General features: G+C 53.1%; 11 protein-coding genes. 3 read left to right on the top strand and 8 right to left on the bottom strand.

The window, feature by feature from the left end; genetic code table 11:
• Positions 1–41 precede the first annotated feature (41 nt).
• Positions 42–3,323, bottom strand: a complete 3,282-nt coding sequence (locus HUZ68_RS16710; RefSeq protein WP_097470057.1) for a DUF5107 domain-containing protein — start codon at positions 3,321–3,323, stop codon at positions 42–44.
• Positions 3,324–3,440: 117 nt separating this feature from the next.
• On the opposite strand from HUZ68_RS16710, the gene HUZ68_RS16715 reads away from it, so the two are divergent.
• Entirely contained in the window at positions 3,441–4,634 is a 1,194-nt protein-coding gene (locus HUZ68_RS16715) for an ROK family protein (RefSeq protein WP_097470056.1), read from the top strand.
• 197 nt (positions 4,635–4,831) lie between these two features.
• On the opposite strand, the gene glyA is transcribed toward HUZ68_RS16715, so the two are convergent.
• Entirely contained in the window at positions 4,832–6,085 is a 1,254-nt protein-coding gene (gene glyA, locus HUZ68_RS16720) for a serine hydroxymethyltransferase (protein WP_000919159.1), read from the bottom strand.
• A gap of 327 nt (positions 6,086–6,412) precedes the next feature.
• Here glyA and hmpA point away from each other — a divergent pair, with 327 nt between their 5' ends.
• On the top strand, positions 6,413–7,603 hold the full coding sequence (gene hmpA, locus HUZ68_RS16725) for an NO-inducible flavohemoprotein (protein WP_000883120.1): 1,191 nt from the start codon (positions 6,413–6,415) through the stop codon (positions 7,601–7,603).
• A 44-nt stretch (positions 7,604–7,647) separates the two neighbouring features.
• On the opposite strand, the gene glnB is transcribed toward hmpA, so the two are convergent.
• The 5 genes from glnB to purL all read right to left on the bottom strand — a co-directional run bounded on the left by glnB (position 7,648) and on the right by purL (position 16,140).
• Positions 7,648–7,986: a nitrogen regulatory protein P-II gene (glnB, locus tag HUZ68_RS16730; RefSeq protein WP_000717694.1), complete on the bottom strand. Its 339-nt coding sequence runs from the start codon at positions 7,984–7,986 to the stop codon at positions 7,648–7,650.
• 60 nt (positions 7,987–8,046) lie between these two features.
• Positions 8,047–9,381, bottom strand: a complete 1,335-nt coding sequence (glrR, locus tag HUZ68_RS16735; protein WP_001295369.1) for a two-component system response regulator GlrR — start codon at positions 9,379–9,381, stop codon at positions 8,047–8,049.
• Positions 9,371–10,084 carry a two-component system QseEF-associated lipoprotein QseG gene (qseG, locus tag HUZ68_RS16740; RefSeq protein WP_239593933.1) on the bottom strand — a complete coding sequence of 238 codons (714 nt, stop codon included), beginning with the start codon at positions 10,082–10,084 and terminating at the stop codon, positions 9,371–9,373. Before qseG ends, glrR begins: the two co-directional genes overlap by 11 nt.
• Positions 10,085–10,248: 164 nt before the next feature.
• Positions 10,249–11,676: a two component system sensor histidine kinase QseE/GlrK gene (qseE, locus tag HUZ68_RS16745; RefSeq protein WP_001297612.1), complete on the bottom strand. Its 1,428-nt coding sequence runs from the start codon at positions 11,674–11,676 to the stop codon at positions 10,249–10,251.
• 576 nt (positions 11,677–12,252) lie between these two features.
• The gene (purL, locus tag HUZ68_RS16750) at positions 12,253–16,140 is read right to left on the bottom strand and encodes a phosphoribosylformylglycinamidine synthase (protein ID WP_239593934.1); all 3,888 of its coding nucleotides are present in this window, start codon (positions 16,138–16,140) and stop codon (positions 12,253–12,255) included.
• A 257-nt stretch (positions 16,141–16,397) separates the two neighbouring features.
• On the opposite strand from purL, the gene mltF reads away from it, so the two are divergent.
• The gene (gene mltF, locus HUZ68_RS16755; protein WP_033815564.1) at positions 16,398–17,954 is read left to right on the top strand and encodes a membrane-bound lytic murein transglycosylase MltF; all 1,557 of its coding nucleotides are present in this window, start codon (positions 16,398–16,400) and stop codon (positions 17,952–17,954) included.
• On the opposite strand, the gene tadA is transcribed toward mltF, so the two are convergent.
• Entirely contained in the window at positions 17,951–18,454 is a 504-nt protein-coding gene (tadA, locus tag HUZ68_RS16760) for a tRNA adenosine(34) deaminase TadA (protein WP_001301544.1), read from the bottom strand. The genes mltF and tadA overlap by 4 nt on opposite strands.
• Positions 18,455–18,479 lie beyond the last annotated feature (25 nt).

Below are 18,479 nucleotides of genomic sequence, written 5' to 3' on the forward strand. Positions count from 1 at the left end.
AGCGGCAGCGCGTGCCGCTCAAATATTACAGTTAATAGGGTTTAGTGAACGTAGTTAAAAATAAAAGGCATCACAGTGGTGAATAATGCCGCTTTCGGCCAGGCCGGATTAATCGCCGTCAATTCAGCGCGAGCAGACTCATATTGCGCAACCTCCCCGAGTCCCGCGGACGCCAGCATCGCCACCATCAGGCATTTTTCTTTATGCTGCTGTTGTAAATCGCCATACAGCGACAACAAGTCAGGTTGCGAGACGGCAAAGAAATCCGCTTCGATACTGGTTTTCGCCATCTCTTGCGCCCACTGTTTCATTTCACTAAACAGTTGCTGTGCGATTTGTTGTTCGCCCAGCAGTCGCAGCGCCATTCCTTGCCAGAAGAGATAATCAACCGGCTGATCGTTGTAATAACTGTGAATGTTAATGGTGCGATCGCCAGTCGCCGCCAGACGTAAACAACGCGTCGCTTCAGTTTCATCGCCCTGCGCGTTGGCGCATATCGCCTGCCAGAACCAGATGTCGTTATCAGTTTGCCCCGGTAAACGGCCTTCGCTTAAATTCTCCGGATAATGCAGCGCGGCATGAAGCAGTTCGCTGGCCTGCTGCGGCTGTCTGGCATCAAGATGCTGCCAGGCGCGTAATAACTGGTTGAGGATAAACTGACTGGTGACCTTCCCTTCCCCGCCTTCCCACGGGTGGAATTTGCGCGTGGCGAGAATGTCCGCCGCTTTGTCTGCCTGCCCCGTGAGATGCCACAAATTGAGCAGTTCTGCGGTCATGTCGTCGCGTTTCAGCGCAATTTCCAGATTATTTTCCAGACGCGCCAGTCGTTTCTCCGGTGTGGCTCCACTTAACTTATCAAGCAAATCCCGTTCGAAAAGCAGACGTGCATCCTGCGGCGCAAGCTGATAAGCATTATCAAGATAACGCGCGGCCAGCTCATAATCGTGTTGCTTATTCCACGCATGGATCGCTAACCCGCGCCAGCCGTCGGCAAACTCCGGCGACATCTCTTCGCAACGTTGCCATAAGGCAATGGCTTTGTTGTAGCTACGTTTGTTGTAGTAGAAGCAGGCCAGTAAATGGCGAGCAAACCAGCACTCTTCAATACTCTCCAGCGCCGCCACTTCTTCCAGCGTATTCGGGAAACGGACAAACTGCGGGAAGACATCAATGGCTTTTGCGACCAGTTCGCCACGTTCGGCTTTCGGCAGCAAGCTGGCTTGCAGGTAAAGCGGCAGCGTGCGCTGGCAGTCCAGTGCGTTCAGCATCTCTGCCGCCAGGGTGGGCATTCCCCAGTTAATCAGTTGCCCGGCGGTCATCAGGGCGTTAACGTCGCGTCCCTGACACAGACCGCGCCACTGCGCGAGAGCTGATTCGCTACGACCATCGAACCAGTTCAGCCACCACAGAGTGGCGTTCAGCGGATAATCGCGCAGCAGTTTCTCGCGCTGCAAACGCGCGTTGTCCTGACGACCACTTAACACCAGCAGCAGATTATGCAGGCAAAGCACTTCCTGATTGGTTGGGCAGGCGCGAAGACTTTGTTGGCAAAAATCCAGACCCGCGTCGAAGTTACCATTACGCGCCGCCAGTCGTGCCAGACCATAATAGCCTCCGGCTTTACTGTTGCCGCTCCAGACCGCACGCCAGAAATCCTCTTCGGCTTGTTGATATTGTCCCTGACGTTCGTAAGCACTGGCGCGAATCAAACTCGCCTGTCCGCACTGCGGATTTTTGTTCAGCGCATGTGCGCGTTTCAGAGCCTGAGTGGCATACGCCACCGCTTGCGGGAAATCTGCGCGGTTATACTCCAGCATCGCCAGCGCCAGATTACAGCGGTAATCCAGCGGATCCAGCGCCACGCCGCGCAGGTAGTAATCGAACGGTGAACGGCTGGCGTGATGATATTGCTCCAGATGCTGACCGATAAACCAGGCTTCATCTGTACTGGTAATGTCTTGTGCTGCCAGTGGCGCTTTGGCGACGTCCGGCAACGGCAACTCTTGCGGCTGATGTTCCTGATAACTCAGTACAATATTGCCGTCGGCATCGGAGAGCTCAATGGTCAGCCTTTCAGGATTGATACCGTGCAACACGCCCTGGATGGCGGTCGCTGGTGTCAGGGCCACGGCATCATCGAGCAACGCGTCGCATTTGCCGATTTCGCGGATCGCCAGGCGGTATCCGTTCAACGGAGAGATGGCATACAGCCCCCACTCAATCCCCCGCTCACTACGCTGGAGTTTGATTACCGCATCGCGGGAGGCGTTTTGCACCATGCCCAGAGAATGGTAAGGCAGGAAATACTGCTCAAAACGCTTCTCTTCGTAAGCATCAAGCCAGGTAAAATCAGGCTGGTTATCGGCAAAAATACCGGTCATCAGTTCGATATACGGGCCGTTATTGTCGGTCAGACTCTTATCCCACGCCTGGCCAAATTCACTGTGTCCCCAACTCCACTGTTTTTTACCTGGCGCAATATGGTGGTTGGCAACGTGCAGCAAACCGCCATCTTCATCGTGACACCACGCGCCGACAAAATCGTACTGCGATTTTTCGGCCATATATGAGGTTGGAACAGGCACATTTTTATAGCGAGAAATGTCCACTCCAGCGGAGTAGTCCACTTTGTAGTAAGTGCCGGTGGCGATAGGGAAAGCGGAGACGGCCCGTTTGCCGTGATCAAACACCGCCGTTACATCCGGCGGGAAGACGCTCTGATGCCCTTCCCCCCCTTTCACTGCCGGGTTGGCCCACCACAAGAAATGACGCGGCGTGGCGTTGCCGTTATAGACGCGGCTGGCGATTTCCAGCGCCGCCCGGTCAGGGCGCAGGGTGAAACCTGTCATCACCTGTAAACCATGCATCGGCTCCGTTTCGCCTACCCACACCGTCTGTGCGCCGTCTTCATGGGCTTCGAGGGTGAAATCAACGGGCATAAAGGTGGTCGGGCGATGGTGTTGCGGCCAGTTAAACTCAATCCCGCCGGAGATCCACGGTCCCAGCAGCCCCACCAGCGCAGGTTTAATGACTTCATTGTGATAGACAAAATCGCGCTGTTTCACTTTATCCCATGCGCGATGCACCCGACCGCCCAATTCCGGCAGGATCATCACTTTGATGTAGTCGTTTTCCAGCCACACCGCCTGCCAGGATTTCAGGGTTTTCTGCTCGCTCAGCGTATCGGTCACGCCGTAGGGATAAACCGCGCCGGACGATCCCTGATAAACGCGATTTTCGAGGAACATGGGATGTATATCCTGCGGCCCGGTTTCATAGGTCGGGATCTCAACGCGCTCTTGCCACACTTTTACTGGAGTCATGGTGCCCTCAATATTAACAAGACATACTGAATTAAAAGATTTGTGGCAGTGTATTGAACAATCTGGCAATGTTTTCGCGGAATAATCACGCAATTAACTAAACAAGGTTTAGTGAAGATGAGAGCCTGCATTAATAATCAACAGATTCGCCACCATAACAAATGCGTGATTCTGGAACTGCTGTACCGGCAAAAGCGCGCCAATAAATCAACGCTGGCCCGGCTGGCGCAAATTTCGATTCCGGCAGTCAGTAATATTTTGCAGGAACTGGAAAGCGAAAAACGGGTGGTGAATATCGACGATGAAAGCCAGACGCGCGGGCATAGTAGCGGTACATGGCTGATTGCGCCGGAAGGTGACTGGACGCTGTGCCTGAACGTGACGCCCACCAGTATTGAGTGTCAGGTTGCTAATGCTTGTTTAAGTCCGAAAGGTGAATTTGAGTATTTACAGATTGATGCACCGACGCCGCAGGCGCTGCTGTCCGAAATCGAAAAATGCTGGCATCGCCACCGTAAATTGTGGCCGGACCGCACCATCAATCTGGCGCTGGCAATCCACGGTCAGGTTGATCCAGTGACAGGAGTGTCGCAAACCATGCCGCAAGCGCCGTGGACAACGCCGGTTGAGGTGAAGTATCTGCTGGAAGAGAAGCTCGGCATTCGGGTGATGGTCGATAATGACTGCGTGATGCTGGCGCTGGCGGAAAAATGGCAAAATAATTCGCAGGAACGGGATTTCTGCGTGATCAACGTTGATTACGGCATTGGCTCGTCGTTCGTGATTAACGAGCAAATTTATCGCGGCAGTTTGTATGGTAGCGGACAGATTGGTCACACCATCGTTAATACGGATGGCGTCGTCTGCGACTGTGGACGTTACGGCTGCCTGGAAACCGTCGCCTCGTTAAGTGCATTAAAAAAACAGGCGCGGGTATGGCTAAAATCACAACCGGTTAATACTCAACTTGATCCTGAAAAACTGACAACCGCGCAGTTAATCGCTGCCTGGCAGAGTGGAGAACCGTGGATCACCAGCTGGGTTGACCGCAGTGCCAATGCCATTGGTTTGAGTCTGTATAACTTCCTCAACATCCTCAATATTAATCAGATTTGGTTGTACGGTCGCAGTTGTGCCTTTGGTGAGCACTGGCTTAATACCATTATTCGCCAGACAGGATTTAACCCGTTCGACCGCGACGAAGGACCGAGCGTGAAAGCGACGCAAATTGGCTTCGGGCAATTAAGCCGCGCACAACAGGTGCTGGGGATTGGCTATTTGTATGTTGAGACGCAGTTACGACAGATTTGATGGCGCGATAACGTAGAAAGGCTTCCCGAAGGAAGCCTTGATGATCATAAACGAAAAATTGCCTGATGCGCTACGCTTATCAGGCCTACACGGAGATTGCAATATATTGAATTTGCAAGATTTTGTAGGCCTAAGAAGGTGTTCATGCCGCATCCAACATGAACAACGAGCACATTGTCAGCAAATCACCGTTTCGCTTATGCGTAAACCGGGTAACGTGCGCAGATGTCGAGAACTTTACCTTTGATGCGCTCGATAACGGCTTCATCATTGATGCTGTCCAGCACGTCACACATCCAGCCAGCCAGTTCTTTCGCTTCTGCTTCTTTGAAGCCGCGACGCGTAATTGCCGGAGTACCCACGCGAATACCGGAGGTCACAAACGGGCTCTTCGGATCGTTCGGTACGCTGTTTTTGTTGACGGTGATGTTAGCACGGCCCAGAGCGGCGTCTGCTTCTTTACCGGTCAGGTTTTTATCGACCAGATCAACCAGGAACAGATGGTTATCAGTACCGCCGGAAACCACTTTGTAGCCGCGTTCCAGGAACACTTCTACCATCGCTTTAGCGTTTTTAGCGACCTGCTGCTGGTAAGTTTTGAACTCAGGCTCCATCGCTTCTTTCAGAGCAACCGCTTTACCGGCGATTACGTGCATCAACGGACCGCCCTGACCACCAGGGAAAACGGCAGAGTTCAGTTTTTTGTACAGCTCTTCGCTACCACCTTTCGCCAGGATCAGGCCGCCGCGCGGACCCGCCAGGGTTTTGTGAGTGGTGGTAGTAACAACGTGAGCATGAGGAACCGGGTTCGGGTAGACGCCAGCAGCAACCAGGCCCGCAACGTGCGCCATATCAACAAACAGGTAAGCACCGATGCTGTCAGCGATTTCACGCATTTTCGCCCAGTCAACCACGCCGGAATATGCAGAGAAACCACCGATAATCATTTTCGGCTTGTGTTCTTTGGCTTGTTTTTCCAGATCGGCGTAGTCGATATGACCGGTAGCATCGATACCGTAAGGAACGATGTTGTACAGTTTACCGGAGAAGTTAACCGGAGAACCGTGAGTCAGGTGACCGCCATGCGCCAGGTTCATACCCAGAACGGTATCACCTGGTTCCAGCAGCGCGGTGTAGACCGCAAAGTTAGCCTGGGAGCCGGAGTGCGGCTGGACGTTAGCGTAGTCAGCGCCGAACAGTTCTTTCGCACGATCGATCGCCAGTTGTTCAACGATATCAACATACTCGCAACCGCCGTAGTAGCGTTTGCCCGGATAACCTTCAGCATATTTGTTGGTCAGCTGAGAACCCTGCGCCTGCATTACGCGCGGGCTGGTGTAGTTTTCGGAGGCGATCAGTTCGATGTGCTCTTCCTGACGTACTTTTTCCTGCTCCATAGCCTGCCACAGTTCGGCATCATAATCGGCAATGTTCATTTCACGCTTTAACATCCGCATCTCCTGACTCAGCTAACAATAAAATTTTTGGCCTTTATAGGCGGTCCTGTTGGACAACGGCGAACAGTATAACCGAATCATTGTGCGATAACAGGTCTTGACAAAGGAATTTACGCAAACGATTACCTTCAGGCTACGCAAGGCTTTGGAGAATAAAGAGCTTGCAACCGGAAACGGATTTCTTTTCAGGTTTGTGATGCAAATTTTTCACTTCATCACATTCTTTCTGAAAAACACCAAAGAACCATTTACATTGCAGGGCTATTTTTTATAAGATGCATTTGAGATACATCAATTAAGATGCAAAAAAAGGAAGACCATATGCTTGACGCTCAAACCATCGCTACAGTAAAAGCCACCATCCCTTTACTGGTGGAAACGGGGCCAAAGTTAACCGCCCATTTCTACGACCGTATGTTTACTCATAACCCAGAACTCAAAGAAATTTTTAACATGAGTAACCAGCGTAATGGCGATCAACGTGAAGCCCTGTTTAACGCTATTGCCGCCTACGCCAGTAATATTGAAAACCTGCCTGCGCTGCTGCCAGCGGTAGAAAAAATCGCGCAGAAGCACACCAGTTTCCAGATCAAACCGGAACAGTACAACATCGTCGGTGAACACCTGTTGGCAACGCTGGACGAAATGTTCAGCCCGGGGCAGGAAGTACTGGACGCGTGGGGTAAAGCCTATGGTGTACTGGCTAATGTATTTATCAATCGCGAGGCGGAAATCTATAACGAAAACGCCAGCAAAGCCGGTGGCTGGGAAGGTACTCGCGATTTCCGCATTGTGGCTAAAACACCTCGCAGCGCGCTTATCACCAGCTTCGAACTGGAGCCGGTCGACGGTGGCGCAGTGGCAGAATACCGTCCGGGGCAATATCTCGGCGTCTGGCTGAAGCCGGAAGGTTTCCCGCATCAGGAAATTCGTCAGTACTCTTTGACTCGCAAACCGGATGGCAAAGGCTATCGTATTGCGGTGAAACGCGAAGAGGGTGGGCAGGTATCCAACTGGTTGCACAATCACGCCAATGTTGGCGATGTCGTGAAACTGGTCGCTCCGGCAGGTGATTTCTTTATGGCTGTCGCAGATGACACACCAGTGACGTTAATCTCTGCCGGTGTTGGTCAAACGCCAATGCTGGCAATGCTCGACACGCTGGCAAAAGCAGGCCACACAGCACAAGTGAACTGGTTCCATGCGGCAGAAAATGGCGATGTTCACGCCTTTGCCGATGAAGTTAAGGAACTGGGGCAGTCACTGCCGCGCTTTACCGCGCACACCTGGTATCGTCAGCCGAGCGAAGCCGATCGCGCTAAAGGTCAGTTTGATAGCGAAGGTCTGATGGATTTGAGCAAACTGGAAGGTGCGTTCAGCGATCCGACAATGCAGTTCTATCTCTGCGGCCCGGTTGGCTTCATGCAGTTTGCCGCGAAACAGTTAGTGGATCTGGGCGTGAAGCAGGAAAACATTCATTACGAATGCTTTGGCCCGCATAAGGTGCTGTGATTTGATGTTGCCGGATGGAAACATCCGGCAACCCTTGACGCGGTTTAAATTGCCGCGTCGTCCTCTTCACCGGTACGGATGCGAATGACCCGTGCCACGTCAAAGACGAAGATTTTACCGTCACCGATTTTGCCGGTTTGCGCCGTGCGAATAATGGTATCGACACAGGTATCGACAATGTCGTCCGGTACGACAATCTCAATTTTCACTTTCGGCAGAAAATCCACCATATACTCCGCGCCGCGGTACAGCTCGGTATGGCCTTTCTGACGGCCAAAACCTTTCACCTCAGTGACCGTCATGCCGGTAATGCCGACTTCAGCCAGTGCTTCGCGGACATCGTCCAGCTTGAAGGGTTTAATAATCGCATCAATCTTTTTCATGCTATTCCTTGAAAAGGTCGCCTGTCTTTTGATCTGCTAAACGTAACACATAACGCCAATTCATTCCTTGAAATCGTTTGCATCCAGCTCGTGTCGGGAAAGCAGTTTATAAAATTCTGTCCGGTTGCGCCCCGCCATTCTCGCCGCGTGGGTGACGTTGCCTTTGGTAATTTGCAGCAGCTTACGCAAATAGTTGAGTTCAAACTGATTACGCGCCTCAACAAAGGTTGGCAGCGCCGTGTTTTCGCCCTCCAGCGCCTGCTCTACTAATGCATCACTAATCACCGGAGATGAGGTCAGCGCCACGCACTGTTCAATCACGTTGACCAACTGGCGCACATTACCCGGCCAGCTCGCGGTCATCAGGCGTTTCATCGCATCGGTAGAGAACGCGCGGACAAACGGTTTATGTCGCTCTGCCGCCTGGCGCAACAGGTGATTTGCCAGTAGCGGAATGTCTTCTGTGCGCTCCGCCAGTGCCGGAATTTTCAGGCTGACAACGTTGAGGCGGTAATAGAGGTCTTCGCGGAATTCCCCGCGCGCCATCGCTTTTGGCAGATCACGGTGAGTGGCAGAAATAATCCGTACATTGATATCAATATCGCGGTTACTGCCCAGCGGGCGCACTTTACGCTCCTGCAACACGCGCAACAGTTTGACCTGCAACGGCGCAGGCATATCGCCAATCTCATCGAGAAATAGCGTTCCGCCTTCCGCCGCCTGGAATAAACCTTCGCGATTGCTGACAGCGCCAGTAAACGCGCCACGCGCATGACCAAACAGCTCCGACTCCAGCAATTGCTCAGGCAATGCACCACAGTTAATAGCAATAAATGGTTTGCTATTGCGCGGGCTGGCGTTGTGGATAGCCTGGGCGAAAATCTCTTTCCCGGTGCCGCTCTGGCCATTAATCAAAACGCTGACGTCTGATTGCGCCACCAGCCGCGCCTGTTCCAGCAAACGCAGCATCAGCGGGCTGCGGGTAACAATCGCCTCGCGCCAGCGTTCGTCGGTGGCTGGCGCGGATTGTTCCAGCGCATCATCAATTGCCTGATATAGCGCGTCTTTATCGACAGGCTTGGTGAGGAAACTAAAAACGCCCTGCTGTGTTGCAGCAACGGCATCAGGAATAGAACCATGCGCGGTAAGAATAATTACCGGCATTCCCGGCTGCACTTTCTGGATTTCAGCAAACAGCTGCATACCGTCCATTTCATCCATCCGCAGGTCGCTGATAACTAAATCTACTTTTTCGCGATTCAGTACCCGTAATCCTTCAGCGCCACTTTCCGCCGTGACCACACTGTAGCCTTCGCTGGTCAGGCGCAGGCCAAGCAGTTTCAGCAATCCCGGATCGTCATCGACCAATAATAAATGCGCAGGTTTATGGCTCATCAGGAGTGACCTCATGGATGGATGGCGCGGGCTTTTCACCCTCGTGCGGCGTATCCGGCGAGAAATTTCCAGCCGGTTTGCGGGTCGAGAGCTGGCGTTCAATATCGGTCAGGTTTTCCAGCTTGCGGGTGGTGAGTTCCAGCTGCTGTTGTAGAACGTGATGTTGCTGGCGCAAAGTATCCAGCTCGCTGTCACTGGACTGCTGGAGTTTGCTGTAGCGTTGGCGCTCTTCCGCCAGTTGCAGTTGCAGCGCCTGACCGTCGCGCCAGAGTTGATACAGTGGGCGAACCTGTGCCGGGATCTCGGTACTTAACGCATCAATGCGCGCGACCAGCTGGCGGCGCTCATACGGCGTAATTTTGGCGTCGGCGAGCAAAATCCCTTGTTTAAAGGTATTTTGCCAGCTGCCGTCGTCATATTGGCGGGCTTGCTGACGCGACTGCGCAGGCATTAAACGATCAGCACAATCCATCGCCCGCAGCCAGTAAAGCGGATTGGTTTCGGTTGATTTACCTTGCAGCGCCCAGATGTCGCTACATTCAGTAGAAAGATAGTCAGCCAGTTGATAAACCGGAATTTTTTCTTCTGCTGGCGTATCAATGGCTGGCTTATTGTGATTCTGCACGCAACCCAGCAATGCCAGACATGGCAGCCCTGCCAGCCACAGCCGTCGGGGCAATAATCGTTGAAAAATGTGTCGCATATTCACCAGACTTAAAGCCTATCCCAGTGGGCGTAATTGTTGCAGACAGTTTGGACATGGACAGCGCGGAGAAACCGGAGCGTACATGTCGTACGTGAGGATTTCGAGCACTGCCCGGGGCCGAACTGACAAATAAAATAGCCTGATGGGATAGGCTGTTTGCATTATTTCGTGTTTTTCGACGACGGTAATTCAATGCGGAAACAAACGTCTTGCCCGCTCTCGTCGACCAGATACAGTTCCCCTTGCATACGGCGAATACAATCCCTGGCAATGCTTAATCCCAGACCGCTGCCCTTCACCGCCCCTTTTCGCTGGTGGCTTCCCTGAAAAAAGGGTTCGAAGATCATGGCGCGTTCCTCTTGCGGAATGGGCGTGCCTGTATTGATGACATCAATATAAACCCGCGCACCATGTAAACTGCTGCGAAGGCAAATGTTACCGGATTCAGCCCCGTAGTGCACCGCATTGGAGTAAAGATTATCCAGTACGCTCATCAGCAGCATTGGCTCCGCCAGGCAAGCTGTTGCTTTGAGATCGACGTCGGTATGCATCATTTTAGCCCGTGCGGGCAGGCTATGAGCAGAAACCACTGTCTCCACCAGCGGTGCTAATTCAACATTCTCCAGTTCCACCGCACTGTCCGCCTGTTTACGGTTGTAATCAAGCAGTTGTTCGATCAGTTTTTGCAAATTGCGGCTGCTGCTATCAAGAATGCTCACCACCTCTTTTTGCTCTGGCGTAAGCGGCCCGACAACCTGATCAGCCAGTAATTCAGTGCCCTCGCGCATACTCGCCAGTGGCGTTTTTAATTCATGAGATAAATGTCTTAAAAATTGATGGCGTTGGGATTCCAGCCATGACAGGCGCTCACTTAACCAAAGAATACGTTGCCCAACCGAGCGTAACTCGCTCGGTCCACTGAACGAAACGCTATTGCCCAGAGAACGCCCTTCCCCCAACCGGTTGATCATCCTCTCGATATTTTTCACCGGACCAATAATCATACGCGTGAAAAGCAGTACCATTACCAGACTCACCAGAAATAGCACCAGCGATTGCCAACCAAAATATTGCCCACGTTCGGCGATTTCACGCTGAAGTTGCTGCCCACGAGAGAACACCACTGTGCGCGTGGCCTGCACCATTTCGGTATTGGCACTGGCAAAGGCTTCAAGACGCGCGGCGGCGGCAGCATCGGGACCACTGTTGTTACACTGAAGTTGGGCCAGATTGTTCAAATCCTGACGCAATGCCTGGTAAAGTTTATCGTCTGGCAGTACGCCTGCGTGGGCATCGAGCATTTCGCTGTAACGCTTGCGCTGGCTTTGATAAACCTTCGCAAGCGTAGGGTCATCCAGCACGCAATACTGACGGTAGCTACGCTCCATCTCCAGCGCCGCGTTGGTCATTGCTTCGCTGCGCCGGGCATCGATAAGCGTGGTGCGGTTGACCAGCGCCGCCTGGTCGCTAAGCGCATTCAGGCTTTGCCAGGCTTGCCATGCCAGCACCAACAGGGGCAGCAGAATCAGCAAAAATGCCAGCATTACCAGTTGTCGTAATGAGCGGGGAAAAACGGGCCAGCGTTTCAAGGTGTTACTCTCGTCAGACGCGAATAGCCTGATGCTAACCGAGGGGAAGTTCAGATACAACAAAGCCGGGAATTACCCGGCTTTGTTATGGAATAAGGCGGTGCCTAACTCGACGTTTCGCCCGATGGTTGATATAGCTACGCTGATATCAGAAGTTGGACGGCAGGCACCTTGTTGTGCGTCATTCGAATTTTATGTAGCACGTCCCGAAGGGGCTGACATAAGTCGGTGAATGAGCCACTGGTTACTATTATGCAGTAACTGTGCCAATAAAGAAAATAGTTTGGTAACGTACTGATTATACGTTGCTTTGAGGGGTTTATGGCTTCCCCGCTATTTGAATGTAAATCAGCCACTGTGTCGCTAAAAAGAGACAACTTAAGAAAAACTTATTAGATGACATTAAAATCAATGAGTTAAATGTCACCAAAAAGCGACACAGCAAACCACCCATTGTCGTGATTTACAGACACAAAAAAGCTCCCGGAGTTGGGAGCTTATGATAGTGGTTGGTGCTTAATGCCGGATGCGGTGTGAATGCCTCATCCGGGCTGCAAAACCAATGAGTTTGACGGCTTACCCCAACTGCTTACGTGCATTGCGGAAAATGCGCATCCATGGGCCATCCTCGCCCCAGTTTTCCGGATGCCAGGAGTTGCTGACAGTACGGAAAACACGTTCCGGGTGCGGCATCATAATGGTGACTCGACCGCTTTCAGTCGTGACCGCCGTAATACCGTTCGGAGAACCGTTCGGGTTAGCCGGGTAGGTTTCAGTGACTTTGCCGAAGTTATCGACATAGCGCAGTGCCACCAGGCCTTTGCTTTCCAGTGCCGCCAGATGCGCCGCATCACGCACTTCCACGCGCCCTTCACCATGAGAGACAGCAATCGGCATTTGCGAGCCCACCATCCCCTGCAACAGCAGCGACGGGCTTTGGGTCACTTCAACCTGGCTGAAACGCGCTTCAAAGCGATCGGAGGTATTGCGCACAAAACGTGGCCACAACTCACTACCTGGGATCAGTTCACGCAGATTAGACATCATCTGGCAACCGTTACATACCCCCAGCGCCAGCGTTTGCGGACGGTGGAAGAAGGTTGCAAACTCATCGCGTACACGGTCATTGAACAGGATAGACTTCGCCCAACCTTCACCGGCACCCAGCACATCACCGTAGGAGAAACCACCGCACGCGACCAGGGCGTGGAAATCCTCCAGTCCCGTGCGTCCAGTCAGCAGGTCGCTCATATGCACGTCGATAGCATCAAAGCCCGCACGGTGGAAAGCTGCCGCCATTTCAACATGCGAGTTCACGCCCTGCTCACGCAGTACGGCAACTTTCGGACGTGCGCCAGTGGCAATATACGGTGCTGCCACATCTTCGTTGATATCGAACGACAGTTTTACATTCAGGCCCGGATCGGCGTCGTTTGATTTCGCCTGATGCTCCTGATCGGCACACTCCGGGTTGTCACGCAGGCGCTGCATCTGCCAGGTAGTTTCTGCCCACCAGACACGCAACGTAGTGCGGCTTTCGCTGAATACAGTCTGCCCGTTGGCGGTAATCACAAAACGGTCACCGGAAACCGCCTGCCCAACATAATGGACGCAATCAGCAAGCCCATGCTGTGCCAGTACGGACTCGACCGCTTCACGGTCAGCGGCACGAACCTGAATGACCGCACCCAGTTCTTCGTTAAACAACGCCGCCAGGCGATCGTCACCCAGAGTGGCGATATCCGCGTCAATGCCGCAATGACCAGCAAAGGCCATTTCCGCCAGCGTTACCAGCAGGCCGCCATCAGAGCGGTCGTGATACGCCAGCAGCTTACGCTGTGCAACCAGCGCCTGAATCGCGTCATAGAAGCCTTTCAGTTGCGCGACATCGCGTACATCTGCCGGTTTGTCGCCAAGCTGACGATAAACCTGCGCCAGCGCCGTTGCGCCCAGCGCGTTATTGCCTTTGCCCAAATCAATCAGCAGCAGTGCGTTATCTTCGGTAGAAAGCTGCGGCGTGATGGTGTGACGTACATCTTCCACGCGGGCAAATGCAGAAATCACCAGCGACAGCGGCGACGTCATTTCGCGCTCTTCGTTACCTTCCTGCCAGCGGGTTTTCATCGACATAGAGTCTTTACCCACCGGGATCGTCAGGCCCAGCGCCGGACAAAGCTCTTCGCCCACGGCTTTAACGGCTTCATACAGGCCCGCATCTTCACCAGGGTGGCCTGCCGCCGCCATCCAGTTGGCGGAAAGTTTAATGCGTTTGATATCGCCAATCTGTGTTGCGGCAATATTGGTTAACGCTTCACCGACCGCCAGACGGGCAGAGGCGGCGAAATCCAGCAGCGCAACCGGCGCACGCTCGCCAATCGCCATCGCTTCACCGTAGTAGCTGTCGAGGCTGGCGGTAGTGACCGCGCAGTTAGCGACCGGCACCTGCCACGGCCCCACCATCTGATCGCGCGCCACCATGCCGGTTACGCTGCGGTCACCGATGGTCACCAGGAAAGTTTTCTCCGCCACGGTCGGCAGATGCAGTACGCGTTTCACCGCGTCTGCAATGGTGATCCCTTCACGGACCAGCGCATCGCCCTTCGCTTTCAGCGTTTGTACATCGCGGGTCATCTTCGGCGTTTTACCAAGCAGGACGTCCAGCGGCAGATCGATCGGCTGATTATCAAAATGACGATCGTGCAGAGAAAGATGCAGTTCTTCGGTCGCTTCACCAATCACCGCGTAGGGTGCGCGCTCACGCTTACACAGTTCGTCAAACAGCGGTAATTGATCGGCAGCAACCGCCAGCACGTAGCGTTCCTGGGATTCGTTACACCAGATTTCCAGCGGGCTCATGCCCGGTTCGTCGCTTAGAATATCGCGCAGTTCAAATTTACCGCCGCGCCCGCCGTCGCTCACCAGTTCCGGCATCGCGTTAGAAAGACCGCCAGCGCCGACGTCGTGGATAAACAGGATTGGGTTGGCATCACCAAGCTGCCAGCAACGGTCGATCACTTCCTGGCAGCGACGCTCCATCTCCGGGTTGTCGCGCTGTACGGAAGCAAAGTCGAGGTCGGCATCAGACTGACCTGACGCCATGGAAGACGCCGCTCCGCCGCCAAGACCGATGTTCATTGCCGGGCCGCCGAGAACGACCAGTTTCGCACCGACGTTGATCTCGCCTTTTTGTACGTGATCGGCGCGAATGTTGCCGATCCCGCCCGCCAGCATGATCGGTTTGTGATAACCGCGCAGCTCTTCGCCGTTGTGGCTGTTCACTTTTTCTTCATAAGTACGGAAGTAGCCATTCAGTGCCGGACGACCAAATTCGTTGTTAAACGCCGCGCCGCCCAGCGGGCCTTCGGTCATGATGTCCAGCGCGGTGACAATGCGCTCAGGCTTACCGAAATCTTCTTCCCACGGCTGTTCGAAGCCAGGAATTCGCAGGTTGGAAACGGAGAAACCAACCAAACCCGCTTTCGGCTTCGCGCCGCGTCCGGTGGCGCCTTCATCACGAATTTCGCCGCCGGAACCGGTCGCCGCGCCCGGCCACGGAGAAATCGCCGTCGGGTGGTTGTGAGTTTCGACTTTCATCAGAATATGCGCCGGTTCCTGATGGAAATCGTAGCGGCCCGTTTCGTGGTCAGCAAAGTAGCGGCCCACTTCAGAACCTTCCATTACGGCGGCGTTATCTTTATAAGCAGAGAGAACGTGATCTGGCGTGGTTTCGAAAGTATTTTTGATCATCTTGAACAGCGATTTCGGCTGCTGTTCACCGTCGATAATCCAGTCGGCATTAAAAATTTTGTGGCGGCAGTGCTCAGAGTTCGCCTGAGCGAACATATACAGCTCGATGTCGTTCGGGTTACGACCAAGCTTTGTGAAAGCATCCTGCAGATAGTCAATTTCATCTTCCGCCAGAGCCAGGCCAAGACGCAGGTTAGCGTCGATCAGCGCCTGACGGCCCTGCCCCAGCAAATCAACGCTGGTAACCGGAGTCGGTTGATGGTGGGCAAACAACTGCTCTGCATCATCTAAAGCAAAAAAGACCGTTTCCATCATGCGGTCGTGCAGTTCAGCGGTAACCTGCTGCCATTGTTCATTGGTCAGCGTACCGGCTTCTATATAGTAAGCAACGCCGCGCTCAAGGCGGTTTACCTGTTGTAGCCCGCAGTTATGGGCAATATCGGTCGCTTTCGAAGACCAGGGAGAGATGGTGCCAGGACGCGGGGTCACCAGCAGGAGTTTGCCTTGCGGGGCGTGGCTGGCGAGTGCCGGGCCATATTTCAGCAGGCGTTCAAGTTGTGCGTGCTCATCATCGTTTAACGGCGCATTGAGGTCAGCAAAATGGACATACTCGGCGTAAATATTGTGAACCGGGAGCCTGGCAGCCTGAAAACGTGCCAGCAGTTTGTTGATTCGGAATGCCGACAGTGCAGGCGAACCACGCAGAATTTCCATCATAAGTCTCTCGTCTTCTAAGCTTTCGGTGTACCCAAGGGGGGGAAACGGGCGTCATTATAAAGAATCTGATGCGCTGACGAAACCGTTTGCGTGGAAATAAAATCACCATCGTGAATTAGCAACGCGTGCCGCCAATGGCTGTAATAAGTTGCCATCTGGCGCAGGTTTACGCAAAATGCCGCTCATTTATGAGTAAACCTTTCACTATTATTACGTTTTTTCAAGCTGGGACGCGCACGACACAGAGAATTAACTAATTGAAAAAATTAAAGATTAATTATCTGTTCATCGGCATTCTGGCACTGCTGCTCGCGGTCGCTCTCTGGCCATCCATTCCCTGGTTTGGTAAAGCCGACAACCGTATCGCCGCCATTCAAGCGCGGGGAGAGTTGCGTGTGAGCACCATTCATACTCCCCTGACTTATAACGAAATCAACGGGAAACCTTTTGGCCTGGATTACGAACTGGCGAAACAGTTTGCCGATTACCTCGGTGTAAAACTGAAAGTGACCGTGCGGCAGAATATCAGCCAGCTGTTTGACGACCTCGATAATGGTAACGCCGACCTGCTGGCGGCAGGACTTGTCTATAACAGTGAGCGGGTAAAAAATTATCAGCCTGGCCCTACCTATTATTCCGTGTCACAACAACTGGTTTATAAAGTGGGTCAGTATCGCCCACGTACGCTGGGCAACCTGACGGCGGAGCAACTCACCGTTGCACCGGGTCATGTGGTGGTTAACGATCTCCAGACCCTGAAAGAAACAAAATTCCCGGAATTAAGCTGGAAGGTAGACGACAAAAAAGGCTCTGCGGAATTAATGGAAGATGTCATCGAAGGAAAACTCGATTACACCATTGCTGATTCTGTCGCCATCAGCCTGTTTCAGCGCGTTCACCCGGAGCTCGCCGTAGCGCTCGATATCACCGATGAACAACCGGTGACTTGGTTTAGCCCGTTAGATGGCGATAATACCCTTTCCGCCGCCCTGCTCGACTTCTTCAACGAAATGAATGAAGACGGTACGCTGGCACGCATTGAAGAGAAATACCTGGGGCATGGCGATGATTTTGATTACGTCGATACGCGCACATTTTTACGCGCCGTCGATGCGGTACTGCCGCAGTTAAAGCCCCTGTTTGAGAAATACGCCGAAGAAATTGACTGGCGTTTGCTGGCCGCTATTGCTTATCAGGAATCGCACTGGGATGCACAGGCCACTTCACCGACGGGTGTGCGCGGCATGATGATGTTAACCAAAAATACCGCGCAAAGCCTCGGCATTACGGATCGTACCGATGCCGAACAGAGCATCAGCGGTGGCGTGCGTTATTTGCAGGATATGATGAGTAAAGTGCCGGAAAGTGTGCCGGAGAACGAGCGGATCTGGTTTGCCCTCGCTGCGTACAATATGGGCTATGCGCATATGCTGGATGCCCGCGCCCTGACGGCAAAAACCAAAGGGAATCCTGACAGTTGGGCTGACGTAAAACAGCGTCTGCCTTTACTTAGCCAGAAACCCTATTACAGCAAGCTGACTTACGGCTACGCTCGTGGGCATGAAGCCTACGCTTATGTCGAAAATATTCGTAAGTATCAGATTAGCCTGGTGGGTTATATGCAAGAGAAAGAGAAGCAGGCTACAGAAGCGGCGATGCAACTGGCGCAGGATTATCCGGCGGTATCGCCTACGGAGTTGGGCAAAGAGAAATTTCCTTTTCTCTCGTTTCTTTCCCAGTCGTCATCAAACTATTTGCCCCATTCTCCCTCTCTGCTGTTTTCCAGGAAAGGGAGTGAAGAGAAACAAAATTAATCCGTCGAGGATTGCGCTTTTTTCTGCGCTTTAATTTCCTGGCGGCGCATGCGAAAGAAGTCACTGAGCAACGCCGCGCACTCATCCGCCAGTATTCCTTCCGTAATTTCCACTCGGTGATTCATACCCGGATGATGCAGCACATCCATTAAAGATCCCGCAGCGCCAGTTTTCGCGTCACGCGCACCAAAGACCACGCGACCAATGCGACTGTGGATCATCGCTCCGGCACACATTACACATGGTTCAAGCGTGACATACAACGTGGCGTCGATCAGACGATAATTTTGCATCACCAGACCGCCCTGCCTCAGGGCCATGATTTCTGCATGTGCGGTGGGATCATGTCGACCAATAGGACGGTTCCAGCCTTCGCCAATAACACGATTGTTATGCACTAATACCGCGCCGACCGGTACTTCCCGCTCATCCCAGGCACGCTTCGCCAGCGTCATTGCATGACGCATCCAGTATTCGTGGCTAAATTCGACTTCAGACAAAAAGAAAACTCCGGTTATAAAAGCG

The sequence above is a fragment of the Shigella dysenteriae genome (genome assembly GCF_022354085.1).
In the GTDB taxonomy this organism is placed as follows: domain Bacteria; phylum Pseudomonadota; class Gammaproteobacteria; order Enterobacterales; family Enterobacteriaceae; genus Escherichia; species Escherichia coli.

What these genes read in the sequence shown, in the direction of transcription:
- glyA (WP_000919159.1), bottom strand. Translation starts at nt 6,085, where the DNA reads ATGTTAAAGCGTGAAATGAACATTGCCGATTATGATGCCGAACTGTGG.
- glrR (WP_001295369.1), bottom strand. Translation starts at nt 9,381, where the DNA reads ATGAGCCATAAACCTGCGCATTTATTATTGGTCGATGACGATCCGGGA.
- hmpA (WP_000883120.1), top strand. Translation starts at nt 6,413, where the DNA reads ATGCTTGACGCTCAAACCATCGCTACAGTAAAAGCCACCATCCCTTTA.
- HUZ68_RS16710 (WP_097470057.1), bottom strand. Translation starts at nt 3,323, where the DNA reads ATGACTCCAGTAAAAGTGTGGCAAGAGCGCGTTGAGATCCCGACCTAT.
- HUZ68_RS16715 (WP_097470056.1), top strand. Translation starts at nt 3,441, where the DNA reads ATGAGAGCCTGCATTAATAATCAACAGATTCGCCACCATAACAAATGC.
- purL (WP_239593934.1), bottom strand. Translation starts at nt 16,140, where the DNA reads ATGATGGAAATTCTGCGTGGTTCGCCTGCACTGTCGGCATTCCGAATC.
- glnB (WP_000717694.1), bottom strand. Translation starts at nt 7,986, where the DNA reads ATGAAAAAGATTGATGCGATTATTAAACCCTTCAAGCTGGACGATGTC.
- qseG (WP_239593933.1), bottom strand. Translation starts at nt 10,084, where the DNA reads ATGCGACACATTTTTCAACGATTATTGCCCCGACGGCTGTGGCTGGCA.